The sequence below is a fragment of the Streptomyces yongxingensis genome (assembly GCF_055597465.1).
This window is the reverse complement of sequence record NZ_CM145717.1, coordinates 10,978,469-10,994,019: the sequence shown is the minus strand read 5'-3', so window position 1 is coordinate 10,994,019 and position 15,551 is coordinate 10,978,469. Positions and strand designations below refer to the sequence as shown.

At 69.4% G+C, this 15,551-nt stretch carries 10 protein-coding genes and 3 pseudogenes; 5 read left to right on the top strand and 8 right to left on the bottom strand.

The genetic code is table 11. The features are described from left to right. Positions 1-379: 379 nt before the first annotated feature. Both ACZ6TD_RS46610 and ACZ6TD_RS46605 read left to right on the top strand, forming a co-directional pair. A pseudogene (locus ACZ6TD_RS46610) lies at positions 380-537 on the top strand (diadenosine tetraphosphate hydrolase); the annotation flags it as partial. Between the two features lie 382 nt (positions 538-919). Next, complete coding sequence (locus ACZ6TD_RS46605; RefSeq protein ID WP_471348155.1) at positions 920-1,699, top strand: DUF5050 domain-containing protein; 780 nt, start codon at positions 920-922, stop codon at positions 1,697-1,699. Positions 1,700-2,385: 686 nt separating this feature from the next. Here the strand turns inward: ACZ6TD_RS46605 and ACZ6TD_RS46600 are convergent. Both ACZ6TD_RS46600 and ACZ6TD_RS46595 read right to left on the bottom strand, forming a co-directional pair. Continuing rightward, positions 2,386-2,622: pseudogene (locus ACZ6TD_RS46600) on the bottom strand (N-acetylmuramoyl-L-alanine amidase); the annotation flags it as partial. Positions 2,623-2,645: 23 nt separating this feature from the next. Next, entirely contained in the window at positions 2,646-4,004 is a 1,359-nt protein-coding gene (locus tag ACZ6TD_RS46595; protein WP_471348153.1) for an aminotransferase-like domain-containing protein, read from the bottom strand. 88 nt (positions 4,005-4,092) lie between these two features. Between ACZ6TD_RS46595 and ACZ6TD_RS46590 the strand changes: the two genes are divergently transcribed. Beyond that, positions 4,093-5,481, top strand: coding sequence for a pyridoxal phosphate-dependent decarboxylase family protein (locus ACZ6TD_RS46590; RefSeq protein ID WP_471348151.1), 1,389 nt, complete (start codon positions 4,093-4,095; stop codon positions 5,479-5,481). Between the two features lie 269 nt (positions 5,482-5,750). On the opposite strand, the gene car(A) is transcribed toward ACZ6TD_RS46590, so the two are convergent. From car(A) to ACZ6TD_RS46575, 3 genes are all read right to left on the bottom strand, one after another. After that, the gene (gene car(A) / locus ACZ6TD_RS46585) at positions 5,751-7,406 is read right to left on the bottom strand and encodes an ABC-F type ribosomal protection protein Car(A) (RefSeq protein ID WP_471348149.1); all 1,656 of its coding nucleotides are present in this window, start codon (positions 7,404-7,406) and stop codon (positions 5,751-5,753) included. Between the two features lie 324 nt (positions 7,407-7,730). Then, a complete protein-coding gene (gene hflX / locus ACZ6TD_RS46580; protein ID WP_471348147.1) occupies positions 7,731-9,179 on the bottom strand; it encodes a GTPase HflX in 1,449 nt (482 codons plus the stop codon). Between the two features lie 707 nt (positions 9,180-9,886). Next, positions 9,887-10,162, bottom strand: a complete 276-nt coding sequence (locus ACZ6TD_RS46575) for a hypothetical protein (RefSeq protein ID WP_471348145.1) — start codon at positions 10,160-10,162, stop codon at positions 9,887-9,889. Positions 10,163-10,246: 84 nt separating this feature from the next. On the opposite strand from ACZ6TD_RS46575, the pseudogene ACZ6TD_RS46570 reads away from it, so the two are divergent. Both ACZ6TD_RS46570 and ACZ6TD_RS46565 read left to right on the top strand, forming a co-directional pair. After that, a pseudogene (locus tag ACZ6TD_RS46570) lies at positions 10,247-11,689 on the top strand (FAD-dependent monooxygenase); the annotation flags it as partial. 194 nt (positions 11,690-11,883) lie between these two features. Then, positions 11,884-12,333: an SGNH/GDSL hydrolase family protein gene (locus tag ACZ6TD_RS46565; RefSeq protein WP_471348143.1), complete on the top strand. Its 450-nt coding sequence runs from the start codon at positions 11,884-11,886 to the stop codon at positions 12,331-12,333. A 266-nt stretch (positions 12,334-12,599) separates the two neighbouring features. On the opposite strand, the gene ACZ6TD_RS46560 is transcribed toward ACZ6TD_RS46565, so the two are convergent. From ACZ6TD_RS46560 to ACZ6TD_RS46550, 3 genes are all read right to left on the bottom strand, one after another. After that, entirely contained in the window at positions 12,600-13,085 is a 486-nt protein-coding gene (locus ACZ6TD_RS46560) for a sortase (protein WP_471348141.1), read from the bottom strand. A 1,032-nt stretch (positions 13,086-14,117) separates the two neighbouring features. Beyond that, positions 14,118-14,534: a nuclear transport factor 2 family protein gene (locus ACZ6TD_RS46555; RefSeq protein WP_471348139.1), complete on the bottom strand. Its 417-nt coding sequence runs from the start codon at positions 14,532-14,534 to the stop codon at positions 14,118-14,120. 227 nt (positions 14,535-14,761) lie between these two features. Further along, entirely contained in the window at positions 14,762-15,514 is a 753-nt protein-coding gene (locus ACZ6TD_RS46550; RefSeq protein WP_471348137.1) for an SDR family NAD(P)-dependent oxidoreductase, read from the bottom strand. Between the last annotated feature and the right edge of the window lie 37 nt (positions 15,515-15,551).

Here is a 15,551-nt window from a genome sequence, read left to right as displayed (position 1 = left end):
GATCGCTCTGTGTAACCGACCATCGGCCAAATGTGGGGGCGTTGCAACTCAAAGGCGTCTCACTGGCCCAACGGGCATTTGCCTCTGACAGCTGCCGAATACGGCAATCGAGGAGCCCCCTCGGGTGTATTTCATGCAGGATATGCATCCCGTACAGCCCCCGAAGAAGACAGCCCCAACGGCGACCGCCGCCTCCTCTGGGGGTGACCGTGTGGCGCGAGGCTGGTAGAGACCACTTTGTGCAGCTCAGCGCCAGCGTGATCGACAATATCGTGTGCAACACATGTGGCGCTACTTGATGCTGGGTTTCGTCGATCATGACTGACTACCAGCGGAAGGACCGGATCGGATCGGCAGTGCTCTTCGGGGCGAGAGCCCCATGGTGCTCCGGAAGCTGGAGGCCGGATTCGCGATTTTCGGGGACGCGCCGTTCCGCCGGAATACTCGGCGCTGTTGGTGGACGATCCCGCGGTGGAGTGGCTGTCGGATCTTCAGAAGAGCAAGCGTCTTGCATTTCTCTCCGACAAGGACAAGCTGAGGAACATCCATGTCAGATCTGCTCACGTACGAGTTCCAGTCCACTGTGCCCGGCCTCAAGATGCGGCTTCATGATCAATGAGAGATAGTGATGTGGATGCCGCTTTCGGGCAGTGACCGATGTCTCGCCAGCCATGAGATGGCCGCAGCGGAGTCGAACCAGCGCGGCTACCTGAGAGTGGTGCCGTGGGTATCGGATGCGACACGAGCATACGCCGTATCAGTGCAGGCGCTGATGAAGGGCGACAGCGGTCGGCGACACAAGGAAAAAGACTAAGTCGCGCAGCGGCATCGTGAATCCCGTTCTCCGTAGAGACAACGAAGCGGCGGGTCACCGCGCGGCTCTTGTGGTGATGTGCCGTCGCAGAGTTAGGGGTAACTCATGGACATCGTCTACTACCAGGGCACCGAAGATCAGCTTCTGCGTGTCAATGCGGACGGCACCGACAAGCGGATCATCGGCTCCGCCCTGTCGATGCCCTTTGTGTCCGACGGCGTCGTCTACTACCAGGGCCTCAACAACAATCTCTGGCGCAAGAACACGGACGGCACCGACGGGCACGGCATTGGCAACAACACCACCCCGTCACCGCCCTTCGTGTACGGAGGCGTCGTCTACTTCCGAGGCACCGACGATCAGCTTTGGCGCATCAACACGGACGGCACCGGCCAGCAGAGCATCGGCTACACCCTGTCGACGCCCTTCGTGTACGACGACGTCCTCTACTACCAGGGCCTCAACAACAATCTCTGGCGCAAGAACACGGACGGCACCGACGGGCACAGCGTTGGCAACAACACCACCCCGTCACCGCCCTTCGTGTACGGAGGCGTCGTCTACTTCCGAGGCACCGACGATCAGCTTTGGCGCATCAACACGGACGGCACCGGCCAGCAGAGCATCGGCTACACCCTGTCGACGCCCTTCGTGTACGACGACGTCCTCTACTACCAGGGCCTCAACAACAATCTCTGGCGCAAGAACACGGACGGCACCGACGGGCACAGCGTTGGCAACAACACCACCCCGTCACCGCCCTTCGTGTACGGAGGCGTCGTCTACTTCCGAGGCACCGACGATCAGCTTTGGCGCATCAACACGGACGGCACCGGCCAGCAGAGCATCGGCTACACCCTGTCGACGCCCTTCGTAGCCAGCTGATTCATGGCCTGGAAACGGCCAGCGGCACAGGTGGTTCTGTGAGGAATTGGACCCTTCTTCTCCTGATGTGCCCGGGTCGCCGACCTGGGCACATCAGGAACTGCCTCAGCCTTGTTGGTTCAGCGCTCTGGTCAGGTCCCGGTTGGCCTCCCTGGCGGCATCGAGATCGGATCGGGCCTCCTCCAACGCGGAGGTCAATTCGACGTTGTGCTGCTCCAACCTCGTGATCTTCCGCTGGAGCTCGTCGATATCCGCTGGCACGGCAAGCGGATACCTGGAGGCACGCGCGACTGGCACTTCCGTCACGGGTCCGTAGGGGACGCATCGGTCGTTCCGCATTCCTCTTCGTCGGGACACAGCCGGGCAAGGCGCCGATTCGCCAGGTCGACGGCGTCACGGAGGCTCTCCCCAGAGTTGGGGTAGCCGTGCCGACGCCCGAGTTCGGTGAGGGAGTAAAGCCGGGGATGCCGTCCGCGGGCTGTCCCGGCTTCCGGCCGCGGAAGCCGAGGCGTTCCTGCCACTCGCTGGTGCCGGTGATCGTCGTTGTGCCGAAGTGGCCATCCATGAAGGTCTTAGCCATCGACGAGTGCGGCCTCGTAGGTCAGCACGCCGGGGTACGCGACCGGCTGGCCTGAGGCCGACGGGTTGGACCGGGCGGCGGCGACAAGCTTGGACAAGGAGATCTCCGGCCGGGCCGGGGTGGGCAGCGGACCGGGCGCCGCGTGGCCGAGGCGGTCGGCGATCCGGTCGCGCATCGAGTCCATGAAGAAGCCACGCGGATCGACCTTTCCCGGCTGCCACTCCAGGTGGCCGATCACCGACCGTGGGCCCCAGCCGTGGACGCGGCAGATCGCCGCCGAGACCCGCTCAATGGCCTCCAACTGCTCCGTGGGCCACGGGTCCTCACCATCGCCGAAGTGGAGTGACGAGGGCTTTGTGCTCTGCCTCAGCAGGCGTCGTCGAGGACGGCGGCGATCTGATCGAGTACGTGGTGGGGTGGCGTGTAGGGCACGCGCAGATGGTGGATGAGGGTGGCGTCGGCCGCGAAGCGTGGGCCTGCCGCGAGCGCGACCCCGTTCCGGCCGGCTCGTTCCACGATGGTGTCGGCAAGGGCGGTGGTCAGCCGCAGCCACAGGGCGAGCCCGCCGGGCGGGAGGGTGAAGTGCCAACGGCCGTTGCCGGCAGTGGCAAGCAGGTTGCTGAGGTGGTCGCGCTGCTGACGCAACTCGTGCCTACGCCGGTTGAGTACCGGTTCCAGGTCACCAAGCAGCTCGGCTGCGACGAGCTGCTGCATCGGGGGCGCGGACAGTGGTCCGGCCAAAGGATGGTCCTGCAGTTTCCTGATGAGCGAGGCGGGGGCTCGGATCCAGCCGATGCGCAGCCCGCCCCAGATGGACTTGCTGGTTGAACCGATCAGCAGCGCTGCGCGCATACGGGGGGCGGGAACGGGTCGGTCGCCCAGGTCGAGGTCGCGCAGGGTCTCGTCCACCACAAGGGTCACCTGATGCTCGGTCGCAAGCCGACTCACAGTCCGGCGGACGTCCGGAGACATCAGCGCTCCGGTCGGATTGTGGAAGTCGGGCACCAAGTACGCGAGGTTCCCGCGCGCGGCAGCGAAGGCGTCCTGCAGTTGCCCCAGGTCCCAGCCTGTGGTGGTGACCCGGCAGCCGACCAGCCTCGTTCCGGGTGCTCGCAGCACCCGGAGCGCATCGAAATACGTGGGGATCTCCACCACCGCCACGCGAGGCCGAAAATGCGCCGCGAGGAGGGTTAGTGCGGCTCTGGCACCGTTGGTAATAAGGATCTGCTCGGGTCGTGTCCCGGTGCCCTCGCGGCTGTACCTGGCAGCGATCGCGGTGCGCAGTTCCGCGATGCCCGGCCCTGGCTCGCCGTCCTCGGCCAGCAGGGGCCCTGCCCGCTCTACGGCTCGCTTCGTCGCCTCCAGATAGAGCTCTTGCGGCGCAGCGGGAACGGCCCGGCGCAGGTCGATCAGAGGCCCGGCCTCGCCCGTTGCCGAGAGAGGGGCGATGCGTTGCGTAGCGACGGCGGGGAGCTGCACGGTGCTGGCGCTGCCGTGCCGGGTGCGGACCCATCCGGCATCGCGCAGCCGGTCCAGGGCGGCCGTCACCGTGCCACGGCTCACGCCCAGAGCCGCAGCCAAACGGCGCTCGGCGGGCAGCTCGCTCCCGGCGCGGACACGGCCATCGAGCAGCGCCTCCCGTACCGCATCAGCCAGCGCTGTACTGAGCGGCGCCTTGGTGCTCCGCCATGGGCCCAGAGCCTGCACCAGCTGGTCGTCCCCCATCCGCACTGGTCCAGTTTCCCACAATTGGACCAGGGCTCGGAGCGGTGGGCTCCGTACAGTCGTGATGACACGACGAAGGAGACATACCGTGCACCCACGACTTGCCGCCGACCGCGACGGACTACCGCACCTGTTGGAGACCGTTCGGCAACACGCTGTCGGCCTGCTCGACGAGGTCTCCGAACGAGAGGTTGTCCCCGCAGCGCAGCTGCCGGACCCGGACCCCCTGTCCGCACAGGGAGCAGGGCTGCAGGCAGCGGTGGACGAGTTCGCCGCCCGCTGGGAGCCGGCACTCTCGGCGAGCGCCGGACCGCGTTATCTGGGATTCGTCACCGGCGGCGTGACGCCGGCCGCGCTGGCCGGCGACTGGCTGACCGCGACCTGGGACCAGAACGCGATGTCGTCCCTGGACGGGGCTGGACAGCACCTGGAGCGCGAGACGATCGGCTGGCTGCGCCCCCTCTTCGGCCTGTCCGAAGACCACCACGGGACCTTTGTCAGCGGCGCCACCATGTCCAACACCGTCGGCCTTGCCATCGCCCGCGAATGGCTCGGAGAGCAGCAGGGCATGTCACCGGCTGAGCATGGTGCAGGTGCGCTCGGCACTGTACGGGTGCTGTCAGGGGCTGCGCACTCCAGCGTGTCCAAGGGGTTGTCGATGCTTGGTCTGGGACGGCAGGCCCTGGTACGTGTGCCGGCCCGCCCCGGGCGGGAAGCGGTCGACCTGGCGGCCCTGGAGCACGCGCTCGCCGAAGGCGAGGGCGACGGCCCGGCCATCGTGGTCGCCAACGCAGGTACGGTCAACACCGCAGACTTCGACGACTTGCGCGCCATCGCCGCACTGCGCGAGCGCTACTCGTTCTGGCTGCACGTGGACGCGGCCTTCGGCGCCTTCGCAGCCCTGTCTCCCGGGCACGCCCACCTGGTCGACGGCCTCGACCTGGCCGACTCGATCTGCATCGACCTGCACAAGTGGCTGAACGTCCCCTATGACAGCGCCGTACAGTTCACCCGTCGCCCCGACCTGCAGACGAGCGTTTTCCAGAACGCGGCGGCCTACCTCGGCCCGCTCGAGGACACCCCTGACATGGCTCACCTCACCCCGGAGAATTCCCGTCGCCTGCGCGCTCTCGCGGTGTGGTTCACCCTACGGGCTTACGGCCGGGACGGTCACCGCGAGATCACCGAAAGGTGCGTCGACTGCGCCCGTGCGCTGGGCGACGCCGTCGAGAAGACACCCGGCCTGCGGCTCCTGGCACCGGTCCGCCTCAATGTCGTCTGCTTCACCCTTGTCGACGACCCCACCGCCGAACGGCTCGCCGCGCTCGCCAAGCGGCTGTCCGACGAAGCCTTCCTCACCCCTACCGTCCTCGACGGTGTGCCCGCGCTGCGGGCAGCCTTCAGCAACTGGCAGACCACCGAAGCCGACGCCCGCCGAGTAGCCGCGGCGTTGCAAGCCGCTCTGCCCGCGTTGTGAGGCGACAGGCTGACCGCGCCCCGGCGGCGTACCCGTCGGGGCCTACGGCGAGCAGCCAGGCGTGGGCGGCATCGAAGTCATCGCCCCCAGTTCGATGCGGGCTTGCTTCTCCTCCCTGATCCCCACAGCCAGCCTTGGAACGGCAGCCCTTCCCGAGCGTCTGGCGTCTGGCGCCTGGCGCCTGGCGCCTGCAGAGCCTGCCGGTCCGTCTCCGACCGTCCGGAGGGACGGACACCTTGTGCCGTCCCTCCCCCACACCGCTTCGGCGATCAGGCGGTGGTGAACTCGGCGACATGCCCGTTCCGCATGGTCAGATGGGCGCCCTTGAAGCGGGACCGCATGCGCCGGTCGTGGGTGACGACGACGACCGTGCCTTGATAGCCGGTCAGCGCCTCCTCCAGTTCCTCGACGAGCGCGGGCGAGAGGTGGTTGGTGGGTTCGTCCAGCAGCAGCAGGTCGACCGGCTCGGTCACCAGCCGGGCGAGTTCGATACGGCGCCGCTGCCCGTACGACAGGTCCTGCACACGCTGCCGAAGGTCGTCCGGGCTGAACAGCCCGAGGGAGAGCAGCGCCTCGGTGTGCTCGCCGATATCGCCGATCCGTCCGCTGCTGAACGCCTGAAGCACCGTCATCCCTTGTGGCCATGGCGTCTGTTCCTGCCGCAGATGCCCCACGCGGCCCGATACCCGCACCGATCCGCTGTCGGGTGCCAGCTCTCCGGAGAGCACCCGCAGCAGCGTCGTCTTGCCGGCCCCGTTGGGCCCGGTGATCAGCAGCCGTTCACCGGGCCCGAGGCGCAGGGAGTCGATGCCGAGCCGGTCGGCGACCCGGACGTCGATGAGTTGGGCCACCGTCTCCTCCGGAAGCGCGGCCTCGGTGGTGATCTCGGCGGTGAAGGTGAGCGGCTCGGGCGGCGGCGCGACCGGGTTTTCGGTCAGCCGCGCGACGCGTTCCTTGGCGTTGCGGATCCGCACCATCGCGCCGTGGCCCCGCCCGCGCATCCGGAACTGCCCGGCGCCGAAGACGGCGAAGGGGAGCTTGCGCGGGATGTTGTCCAGCCGTGCGACGTTGGACGTGATCAGTTCGCGGCTGCGGTCCAGTTCGGCGCGCCACTGCTCGTACTCCAGCAGCCGGCGCTGCCGTTCCGCTGCCTTGGCCGCCAGGTAGCCCTCGTAGCCGTTGCCGTAGCGGGCCACCTTGCCGGAGTCGATCTCCAGGATCGTGGTGGTGAGGCGGTCGAGGAAGAGTCGGTCATGGGTGACCGCGACGACGGTGCCTTTGTGCTTGCGCAGGTGTTCCTCCAGCCAGCTCACGGCCCGGTCGTCCAGGTCGTTGGTCGGCTCGTCCAGCAGCAGCAGTTCCGGTTCCGAGGCCAGCGTCGCCGCCAGGGCGAGGCGTGAGCGCTCGCCCCCGGACAGGGTGCCCAGCCGCCGGCCGCGCTCCAACCCGGGCAGCCCGAGCCCGTGCAGCGCGATCTCCACGCGGGAGTCGGCCTCGTAGCCGCCGCGGGCCTGATACCGGTCCACCAGCGCGGCGTAACCCTCCAGGAGGCCGGCGAGTCCGGGATCCTGGCCCGCCTGGTAGGGCCGTTCGGCCAGCTCGGCCTCGGCCCGGCGCATGCCCTCCTCCAGCTCCCGCAGGTCGGCAAGGGCCAGATCGACGGCGTCCTGGACCGTGGCGTCCAGCGGCAGCTCCAGTGTCTGGGCCATATACCCGACGCCACCGGGCGCGACCACCGTCAGCGCACCGTTGTCCGGCTGTTCCTGACCGGCGATGAGCCTGATCAGCGTGGACTTGCCGGATCCGTTGTCCCCGATGACACCGACCTTCTCCCCCGGCTTGATCGTGAAGCCGATCCGGTCGAGTACGACGTGGTTTTGGTAACGCTTGGTGATGTCATGCAAAGCGAGTTGCGCTGTCGACACGCGGAAGTCCTCCTGATCGGGGTTGAGTGGTGTCGCCGCGCACACAGCAGGCCGTTGGAAAACGCAGACGGTTGGAAACCCGCACCGTCAGGAGCGGTTCCATCCGGAGGGAAACAGCGCATGACGAAGGAATCGCAGCGCGTCCGTCTTCTCAGGGGTGCACGGCGGGGCGCGGTGACGGAGCCAGGCTCGACGTCCCACACCTTCGCGGACCACACGTACCGATCACAGGGAACCCATAGGGGCATCGTAGATGGTACGAAGCCGCACCGGCAACCGGGGCCGGGCGGAGCGCCGGTCCGTCTTGCGGCCCTCCCGCCCGGGTCACGGCTGGGGGTAGGCCCGCAGAGCGGACGCCAGCTCCGGCCCCACCCTCGCCTTCAGCAGGGTGCCCTGCTCGGTGTGTTCGGCGGACAGCACCTCGCCCTCCCGGTGGACCCGGGAAACCAGGCCGCCCTGGGTGTAGGGCACCATGGCCTCGATCTCCACCTCGGGACGCGGCAGCAGGACGTCGATGAAGTCCCGCAGTGCATCGATACCGTCTCCGGTGCGCGCGGAGACCGCGATCGAGTCCGGTTCCGCGGCCAGCAGCCGGGACAGCACGTCCGGGTCGGCGGCGTCCGCCTTGTTGACGACCACGACCTCCCTGATCTCGCCCGCGCCGACCTCCGCCAGGGCCTCCCGGACGGAGGCGAGTTGCGCCTCGGGTTCCGGGTGCGAGCCGTCCACCACGTGCAGCACCAGGTGCGCGTCCGCCACCTCGTCGATGGTCGAGCGGAACGCCTCGACGAGGTGGTGCGGAAGGTGCCGTACGAAGCCGACGGTGTCGGCGATGGTGTAGGGACGGCCGCTCGGGGTCTCCGCGCGGCGCACCGTGGTGTCCAGGGTGGCGAACAGCGCGTTCTCCACCAGCACTCCGGCGCCGGTGAGCCGGTTCAGCAGGGAAGACTTACCGGCGTTGGTGTACCCCGCGAGCGCGACCGACAGCACCCTGTTGCGCCGCCGCTCCTCGCGCTTGACATCCCGTCCGGTCTTCAACTGGGCGGTCTCGCGGCGGAGTTTGGCCATTCGCTGGTGGATCTGCCGCCGGTCGGTCTCGATCTTCGTCTCGCCGGGTCCGCGGGTCGCCATGCCGCCCCCGCCACCGCCGCCCATCTGCCGGGACATCGACTGGCCCCAGCCGCGCAGCCTGGGCAGCATGTACCGCATCTGGGCCAGCGCCACCTGGGCCTTGCCCTCGCGGGACTTCGCGTGCTGCGCGAAGATGTCCAGGATCAGTGCCGTACGGTCCACGACCTTGACGCGTACGACGTCCTCCAGGTGGACCAGCTGGCTCGGGCTGAGTTCGCCGTCGCAGACGACCGTGTCGACGTCGGCCTCCTCGACGATCTCCCGCAGCTCTTCGGCCTTGCCCGATCCGATGTAGGTCGCTGGGTCGGGCTTCTGCCGCCGCTGGATGACCCCGTCGCACACCAGGGCGCCCGCCGTTTCCGCCAGCGCTGCCAGTTCGGCGAGTGATGCCTCGGCGTCGTCGGCGCTGCCGGACGTCCAGACGCCGACGAGTGCGACACGCTCCAGGCGCAGTTTGCGGTATTCGACCTCGGTGACGTCGGCGAGTTCGGTGGACAGTCCGGCGACTCGGCGCAGCGCGGCCCGGTCCTCGCGGTCGTACTGCTCACCGTCGGGGCTGTCGGGGTCCACCGGCACGAGGTGTTCGTCCATCAGGGCGTCCGCCCGCTGCTGACGTGCGGCGGGACCCTCGGGGTGCGTCATATGAGTCCTTTCTCGGGCGGGGACCGCCGGTGGAGCCCGGCACGGGTGCGCTGCGGGCCCTCCTGGGGTGACGGTTCCCACCGGTCGCGTGATCGTTCGTCCGGCCTCTGCGCGGGGCGCGCCGGAGATGTCCGGGGTGCACGTGGAGTCCGTCAGATCCGTCGAAAGGACGGACTGGACAGGACGAGGCGGGCCAGGGGCCGGGGCCGGAAAGGAGGTGGGTGAACACTGTCGGCGACAACGGACGGGCACACGAGCACAGCCCGGAAGCTGTGCCCGGCGGTACGTCTCGCCGAAAGGCTCAGCCAAGGGCCGCTTGGGGCTTCGCGCCCAGCGCCGCGTCACAGAGGGTCAATGCCGAATCTCACACGCCGACAACCGTAGTTGACTCTCCGGCCGACCGCATCCGCCTTTTCCGGACGACGAAGACCACTCACCGCGACTCACCCTGCTCGGCCCGGTCGTACGGCGGTCTCCGGCCGTAATCACCTGGTTGAAGCCGTCCGCGAAGCAAGCGTCGCTGTGCGCGGCCCCCGCCGAGAGGTGGTCTCCCCGGGATTCCCGGTCATCCGCCAGCTGAACACCTGGAGTCCGTCCTCACCTACCGGGGCACAACCGCGATGCGCACCCTCGCGCTCGGCCAGACGCTGACCGGGCGCACGGCCTTCCGCTGACCCGGCCCGGCGTGCACGACACGCCTGGCCGGATCACTCGGGATCTGGGCGAGCCGCCCTGAGTACCCGGCGCAGCCGGGCAGGGTCGACTTCGGTCACGGCTGTCTTCCCGTCCAGCTCCCAGCCCTCGCCGTACGCCTCGGCGAAGGCTTCCCCGCCCAGCGCGGCCCGGCCCCGGCGGATGAGCTCGCCGACCTGCCGGTCCGTGCGGTCGTGAGCGCCGCGCAGCCGGGAGACGGCGCCGAGCAGGACGGCCGACTCGCGATGCCGCCCGTGTGCCTCGGCCAGCGCGGCCATGTTCACCGCCACCAGCGACAGGATCGGCAGGTCCCGGGTCTTCAGCGCCGCCGCGTACGCCGTCGCCAGCGGCTTCTCCGCACCGGCGAGGTCGCCTCCGTCCTGGTGCTCGAGCGGGAGCCGGGGCCCCGCTCCCCGTGGAAGGCGGACCCGCTCGGGATGCGGGGCCTGTCCGCCGCGTCGGTCGAGGCGTTCTACCGCCGCGGGATGCTGCACCCGCTGCTGACGGCGTCGGGCGTCCACGACGATCCCGGCGCGAACCCCGAAGCAGACGAGCCGTCACCCCCTCGTGGCGGGGGCCACTTCGCCGGCATGATGCTCGATCCGGCCAAGGTCGAGGTCGCCGCCCTGCCGTTCCGGCTTCCCAGCCCGGCGATGGAGGGCGCGCTGACAAACCTCGCAGCGGTCGAGGCGGTGCTGTCCGAGCGGGCGTCCAAGCTCGGCGTGGACGTCAGACGCGGCGTCACGGTCTCAGCCATCGCCCAGGGCGACAAGAGCGTGGTCGCGCAGGCCGGTGAGCGCGAGTACGCGGCGCGCTGGCTCGTCGGCTGCGGTGGCGGACGCAGCGCGGTGCGTGAGCTCGCGGGCTTCGAATTCGTCGGCAGCGAGCCGCAGTTCACCGGCTATACCGTGCTCGCCACCATCACCGATCCCGAGAAGCTGGGCCGTGTCAATCTGACGCCGAACGGCATGTACATCCAGATGCCCACGGAAGGGCACCTGGGCATGATGGACTTCGACGGCGGCGCGTTCGATCGTTCGCGGCAGCCGACCCGCGACCATCTGCAGGCGGTTCTGCGCCGCGTGTCCGGCACCGATGTGGCGCTGAGCGACATCCATCTCGCCTCGAGCTTCACCGATCGGGCCATGCAGACGACGACCTACCGGCAAGGACGCGTCCTGCTCGCGGGCGACGCCGCTCACATCCACTCCCCCCTTGGCGGGCAGGGACTCAACCCCGGCATCGGCGACGCCATGAACCTGGGATGGAAGCTCGCGGCGACCGTGCGCGGGTACGCGCCGGACGGGCTTTTGGACACCTACATCCGCGAGCGCCATCCGATCGGCGCAGCCGTGCTCGACTGGACGCGCGCCCAGACGGCGGCCATGAAGCCGGACCCGCATGCGCAGGCGCTCCAAGGAGTGACGCGCGACCTGATCGGGACCCGTGACGGAGCGACCTACGTGTTCGAGAAGATATCGGGATCGTCGATCCGCTACGACCTCGGCAACGAGCACCCGCTGGTCGGCCGCAACGCCCCGGACCTTCGCCTCGATGACGGCACTCGCTTCGGCGCCCTGATGCGGGACGGACGAGGCGTCGCGCTCGATTTCAGCACCGACCGATGCCTGCGCGGTTCAGCGATGGGCTGGGAGAACCGGCTGCGGTATGCGGCCGGTCCGGCGAGAGACGACCTCGGATTGGGTGCCGTGCTCGTCCGGCCCGACGGCGTAGTCGCCTGGGCGGGTGACCGCGCCCCTGATCGTGGGGCGTTCGAGCGGGCCGCCGGCCATTGGCTCGGTAGTCCGGACATCTGAGGCAGCGACCCCGGTCCCTGTCGGCCCACGTGCCGAAGGGGACCGCTCTTCTCATCGTTGGCGCAGCCGGCGCCGGGATCGGCGGAACGCCCCGCGGACACCACTACGGGACCAGCGGCCGCCAGATGTCTACATTCATACTATTTGCAACCGAAGTGAAACTTCCTCTCCTCAACCGAGTTCCAGGAGCGCATATGGCGATCACCCTCCGGCCGGGAAGCACCGTGATGTTCACCGGCGATTCGATCACCGACTGCCAACGGCTGGACAGCGAACAGGGGCTCGGGTTCGGCTATCCGCTGCGCATCGCGGGCGAGTGGGGACTCAGGCATCCGGACCGGGCCGTGACCTGGCTGAACTCCGGGATCGCGGGCGACAAGGTGATGGACCTCGAAGCCCGCTGGCAGGCGGATGTGCTCGACGCGCGCCCGGACGTGGTGTCGTGGCGGGCCGACCTGGACCCGAAGATCCAGGTCGTGCGCGAGCTCGCCCGCGAGTACGGCGCGCACCTGCTCGCCGCCGACGGCATGTTCGCCAAGCTCGCCGCGACGACCGGGCCGGAGTACTGGGCCGCGGACGGCGTGCACCCGACGCCCGCCGGTCACGCCGCACTCGCGGCGGCCTGGCTGCGCCTGGTCGCGTGACCGGGCCCGGCCGTTGCCGGCGGTCCCCATCGCCGCGGCGAGCGCTCCAGCGGGCCGTCAGCGCCCCGTCGAGGTCACCGTCCGGCCCCTCCCACCAGCACCAGGTCCGCTCCGGCGGCCGCAGCGGCCCGTCCGGCGCCTCGATCAGCGGCACCCGGGCGGGGAGGGCAACGTGGCGAGCCGGTGGGCCAGCGTCGGACCGGCCGATGAGGCCACGTCGGCGTCCCACGCCACCGCCGGCTCCCCAGGGTCCGCCGGACGCCGGCCTAGCCTCGCACGCGCCTGTGGCGCCGCATCATGAGCACGCTTGCGGCCGCGACGGCCAGGACGGCGCCGCCGAGGAGGGTCGGCTTGTTCTCGCCGACCGCGGCGGGCCCGAAGCCCGCGTCGACCCCGCCGCTGGGGTAGCTGCGCTCGACCTCGAACGTATCCGTGAGCTGGACGCTCGGCGGACACTTCACGATGACGTCGTGGCCGCCGGACGTGGCCTTCTTCGGCACTTGGAAGTGGCCGGTGAGCACACCATCGTGGTCGTTGTCGAACAGGTGGAACTCGTCTCCGCCCGCCGTGCCCTTGCCATAGGTCACGCCCGAACCGCAGGCGGTCGTACTGACGGTGACCGTGGCCCCCGGGGCGCCGTACCTCGGGCTGATGCGGAGCTCCGAGTCATCGGCGGCGGCAGCGGCCGGGCCCTGCAGCACGAGGGCACTCAGAACCAGGCCGATGCCTGCAACGACGGGTACGTTCCGCATGAAAACCTCCAACGGAGCAGTGGCCGACCTGATCATGCGGCACCTGTGAGGCGCTCCCCTCACGAGACAACCGACAGTTGGCCACCGCCGCAACACGAGGCGTCACCCCGCAACGCCGCGGCCACCGCTCCGCTTGATGGTCTCCGCAGGTCACCGGAGCGACGGCCGAGAGGGAGTGGCAAGGGCCGGAGGAGGGCGAATGGGCTATGCGCGCAGTGGCGCCGGTGCGCCGAGCGCGTACACGCATCGCTCGGCGGCACGTGGTCAGAGCGCGGGCCAGTTCCGCGGCAGGGCGTCGAGCGCGCCCAGGGGCCCGGCACCAGGATCCCGCCCGGAGCCGGAACCGCAGCCGAGGCCGGGGCAGCCGCGGGCCGTTCGGCAGCACTCCGGGGGCGTACCTTCCCAGGTGATTGATCGAGAAGTCACCGAGTAGACCTGCGGTGCAGCGCGGGACCCTACCGAGGCCACTGTCCCCACGCTGCTGCCTGAGCAGCCCCGCCCGTTCACTTTCGGCAAGACCACCCGCACGAGGATCTCCGGCTGGGCCCAGAAAGTCATCGGTGACCGGAAGATCCGCAAGAAGGAACTGGGCGCCGCCACCCGACTCCTGGCCCTGTACACCGCCGCCCACGCCCCCCTCGACGCCCGCCTCGACGGCCGCCTCGGACGCGCCGAGGACGGCGGGCCGCACCTGGACCAGGCCGCCGCGTTCACCGCCCTGCCACCCGAGGACGTCGCCGAGCACGCCGGACTGCTGATCACTGCCGACTGGCTCGCCGAAACCGACACCGCCAAAGGGAAGCTGCGCGGACAGCTTGCTGAACGCATCCTGCCTTTGGGAGGGCTGCGGTAGAGCGCCGGGCCCGCCCTGCCAGCATCACCCGCGCGCGCCACCCGCACCCGGGGCGGGGTGACCGGCAGCGATCGGCCGGGGGCGAGTCCTGCCATCCGTTTCGGCTGTATCTCGACTGACCCTCTACGTACATGCCCGGCCGGGCCGCCCCGGGCCGCAGGGCCCCTGAATACCCCCGCTCAGCCGGCGTTGAACGCCTCGGCCACGGTCAACGTGTCCTCGTACAGGTGCATGCGAACGATCCGGCCGCCCTCGACCACCAGGTGCATGGCCACCGGTGTGGTGAACTCCTTCCCACTGGCCACGACGGTGTGCGTGAAGACCGCCAGCAGCACCACGTCACCACCGTCGACGATGACGCGCTCCAGCACGACCTTGCTCCTGCCGTGCGCGAAGTGCGGCCACATCGTGGTGAAGTACGGCGCGACCTCCTCCCGGCGGGTACGGCGCCCGGTCCAGGGCAGCGCCTCACTGCCGGGGACGTGCCAGTCGATCTCCTCGGCGAACAGTTCCTGGATGCCGTCGGGGTCCTGCCTGCCGAGGCGCTCCACGAACTTATCGACCACGGTCCGCGAGGTCTGAGCATCTGTTGTCATCGTCCTTGTCCTTTGTCTCTTCGTCTGCTTGAGGTGTCGGTCGGGCCTCAGCCCTGGAACAGGAAGTGCTTGCCGCTCAGCGGCCCGCCGAGCTGCATGAGCGGCCCGCCTTCAGGCAGCGCGCCAAGGTCGGCCGGCGCGAACCCGAATTCGGCTCTTCGCAAGCACGCGCACGCGGTTCAGATGCCCTGGAGCGGCGCATGCGTCCCGCGGCGCCGATTTGGCGCCTAGAGCTGTGTGGCGCCGCCGTCGACGGGCAGTTCCGCGCCGGTGGTGAAAGTGCTTTGGTCGCCGGCCAGGTAGAGGGCGGCGGCCGCGACCTCCTCGGGACGGCCGGCGCGGCCGAGCGGGGTCAGTGGGGCGGGCTCGGCCGCGGTGGGCCGATCGCCGCGCGGGAAAGCGGCGAGGAGCTCGTTCAGGCCCGGGGTCTCGACGGGGCCGGGGGTGAGGGCGTTGACGCGGATTCCGCGGCCGGTCAGTTCGGCGGCCCAGGTGCGGGCGAGGCTGCGGATCGCGGCCTTGGTGGCGGCATAGACGCCCAGGCCCGGGGTGGCCCGCAGGGCCGAGCTGGAGGAGAGCAGTATCACCGAGGCGCCGGCCGTCAGCAGCGGCAGCGCCTTTTGGACAGTGAAGACCGTGCCCTTGAAATTGATCGAGGCGGTGCGGTCGTACTCCTCCTCGGTGATCGCGCCGAGCGGGCCGTAGTCCCCGACCCCGGCGTTGGCCACCACAATGTCCAGGCCGCCGCTGCGGTTCGCGATCTCGGCGAAGAGCCGGTCGAGGTCGTCGAGGTCCGAGGCATCGCCCTGGATGGCGATGCCTCGGGCGCCGACCTGCGCGACGGCGGCGTCCAGCTCGGCCTTGCGGCGCCCGGTGAGGTAGACGGTCGCGCCCTCGGCGGCGAAACGGCGGGCGATCGCCAGGCCGATGCCGCTGGAGGCGCCGGTGACAAGGGCGGTCTTGTCGTCCAGCTGTCCCATGAGATTCTCCAATTCCTTGACGTAACCATTATTGTTA

Excerpts from the sequence above, each read along its gene's own strand:
- ACZ6TD_RS46595 (WP_471348153.1), bottom strand. The coding sequence starts at position 4,004 with ATGGGGGACGACCAGCTGGTGCAGGCTCTGGGCCCATGGCGGAGCACC.
- ACZ6TD_RS46560 (WP_471348141.1), bottom strand. The coding sequence starts at position 13,085 with ATGCGGAACGTACCCGTCGTTGCAGGCATCGGCCTGGTTCTGAGTGCC.
- ACZ6TD_RS46605 (WP_471348155.1), top strand. The coding sequence starts at position 920 with ATGGACATCGTCTACTACCAGGGCACCGAAGATCAGCTTCTGCGTGTC.
- ACZ6TD_RS46555 (WP_471348139.1), bottom strand. The coding sequence starts at position 14,534 with ATGACAACAGATGCTCAGACCTCGCGGACCGTGGTCGATAAGTTCGTG.
- ACZ6TD_RS46565 (WP_471348143.1), top strand. The coding sequence starts at position 11,884 with ATGGCGATCACCCTCCGGCCGGGAAGCACCGTGATGTTCACCGGCGAT.
- hflX (WP_471348147.1), bottom strand. The coding sequence starts at position 9,179 with ATGACGCACCCCGAGGGTCCCGCCGCACGTCAGCAGCGGGCGGACGCC.
- ACZ6TD_RS46550 (WP_471348137.1), bottom strand. The coding sequence starts at position 15,514 with ATGGGACAGCTGGACGACAAGACCGCCCTTGTCACCGGCGCCTCCAGC.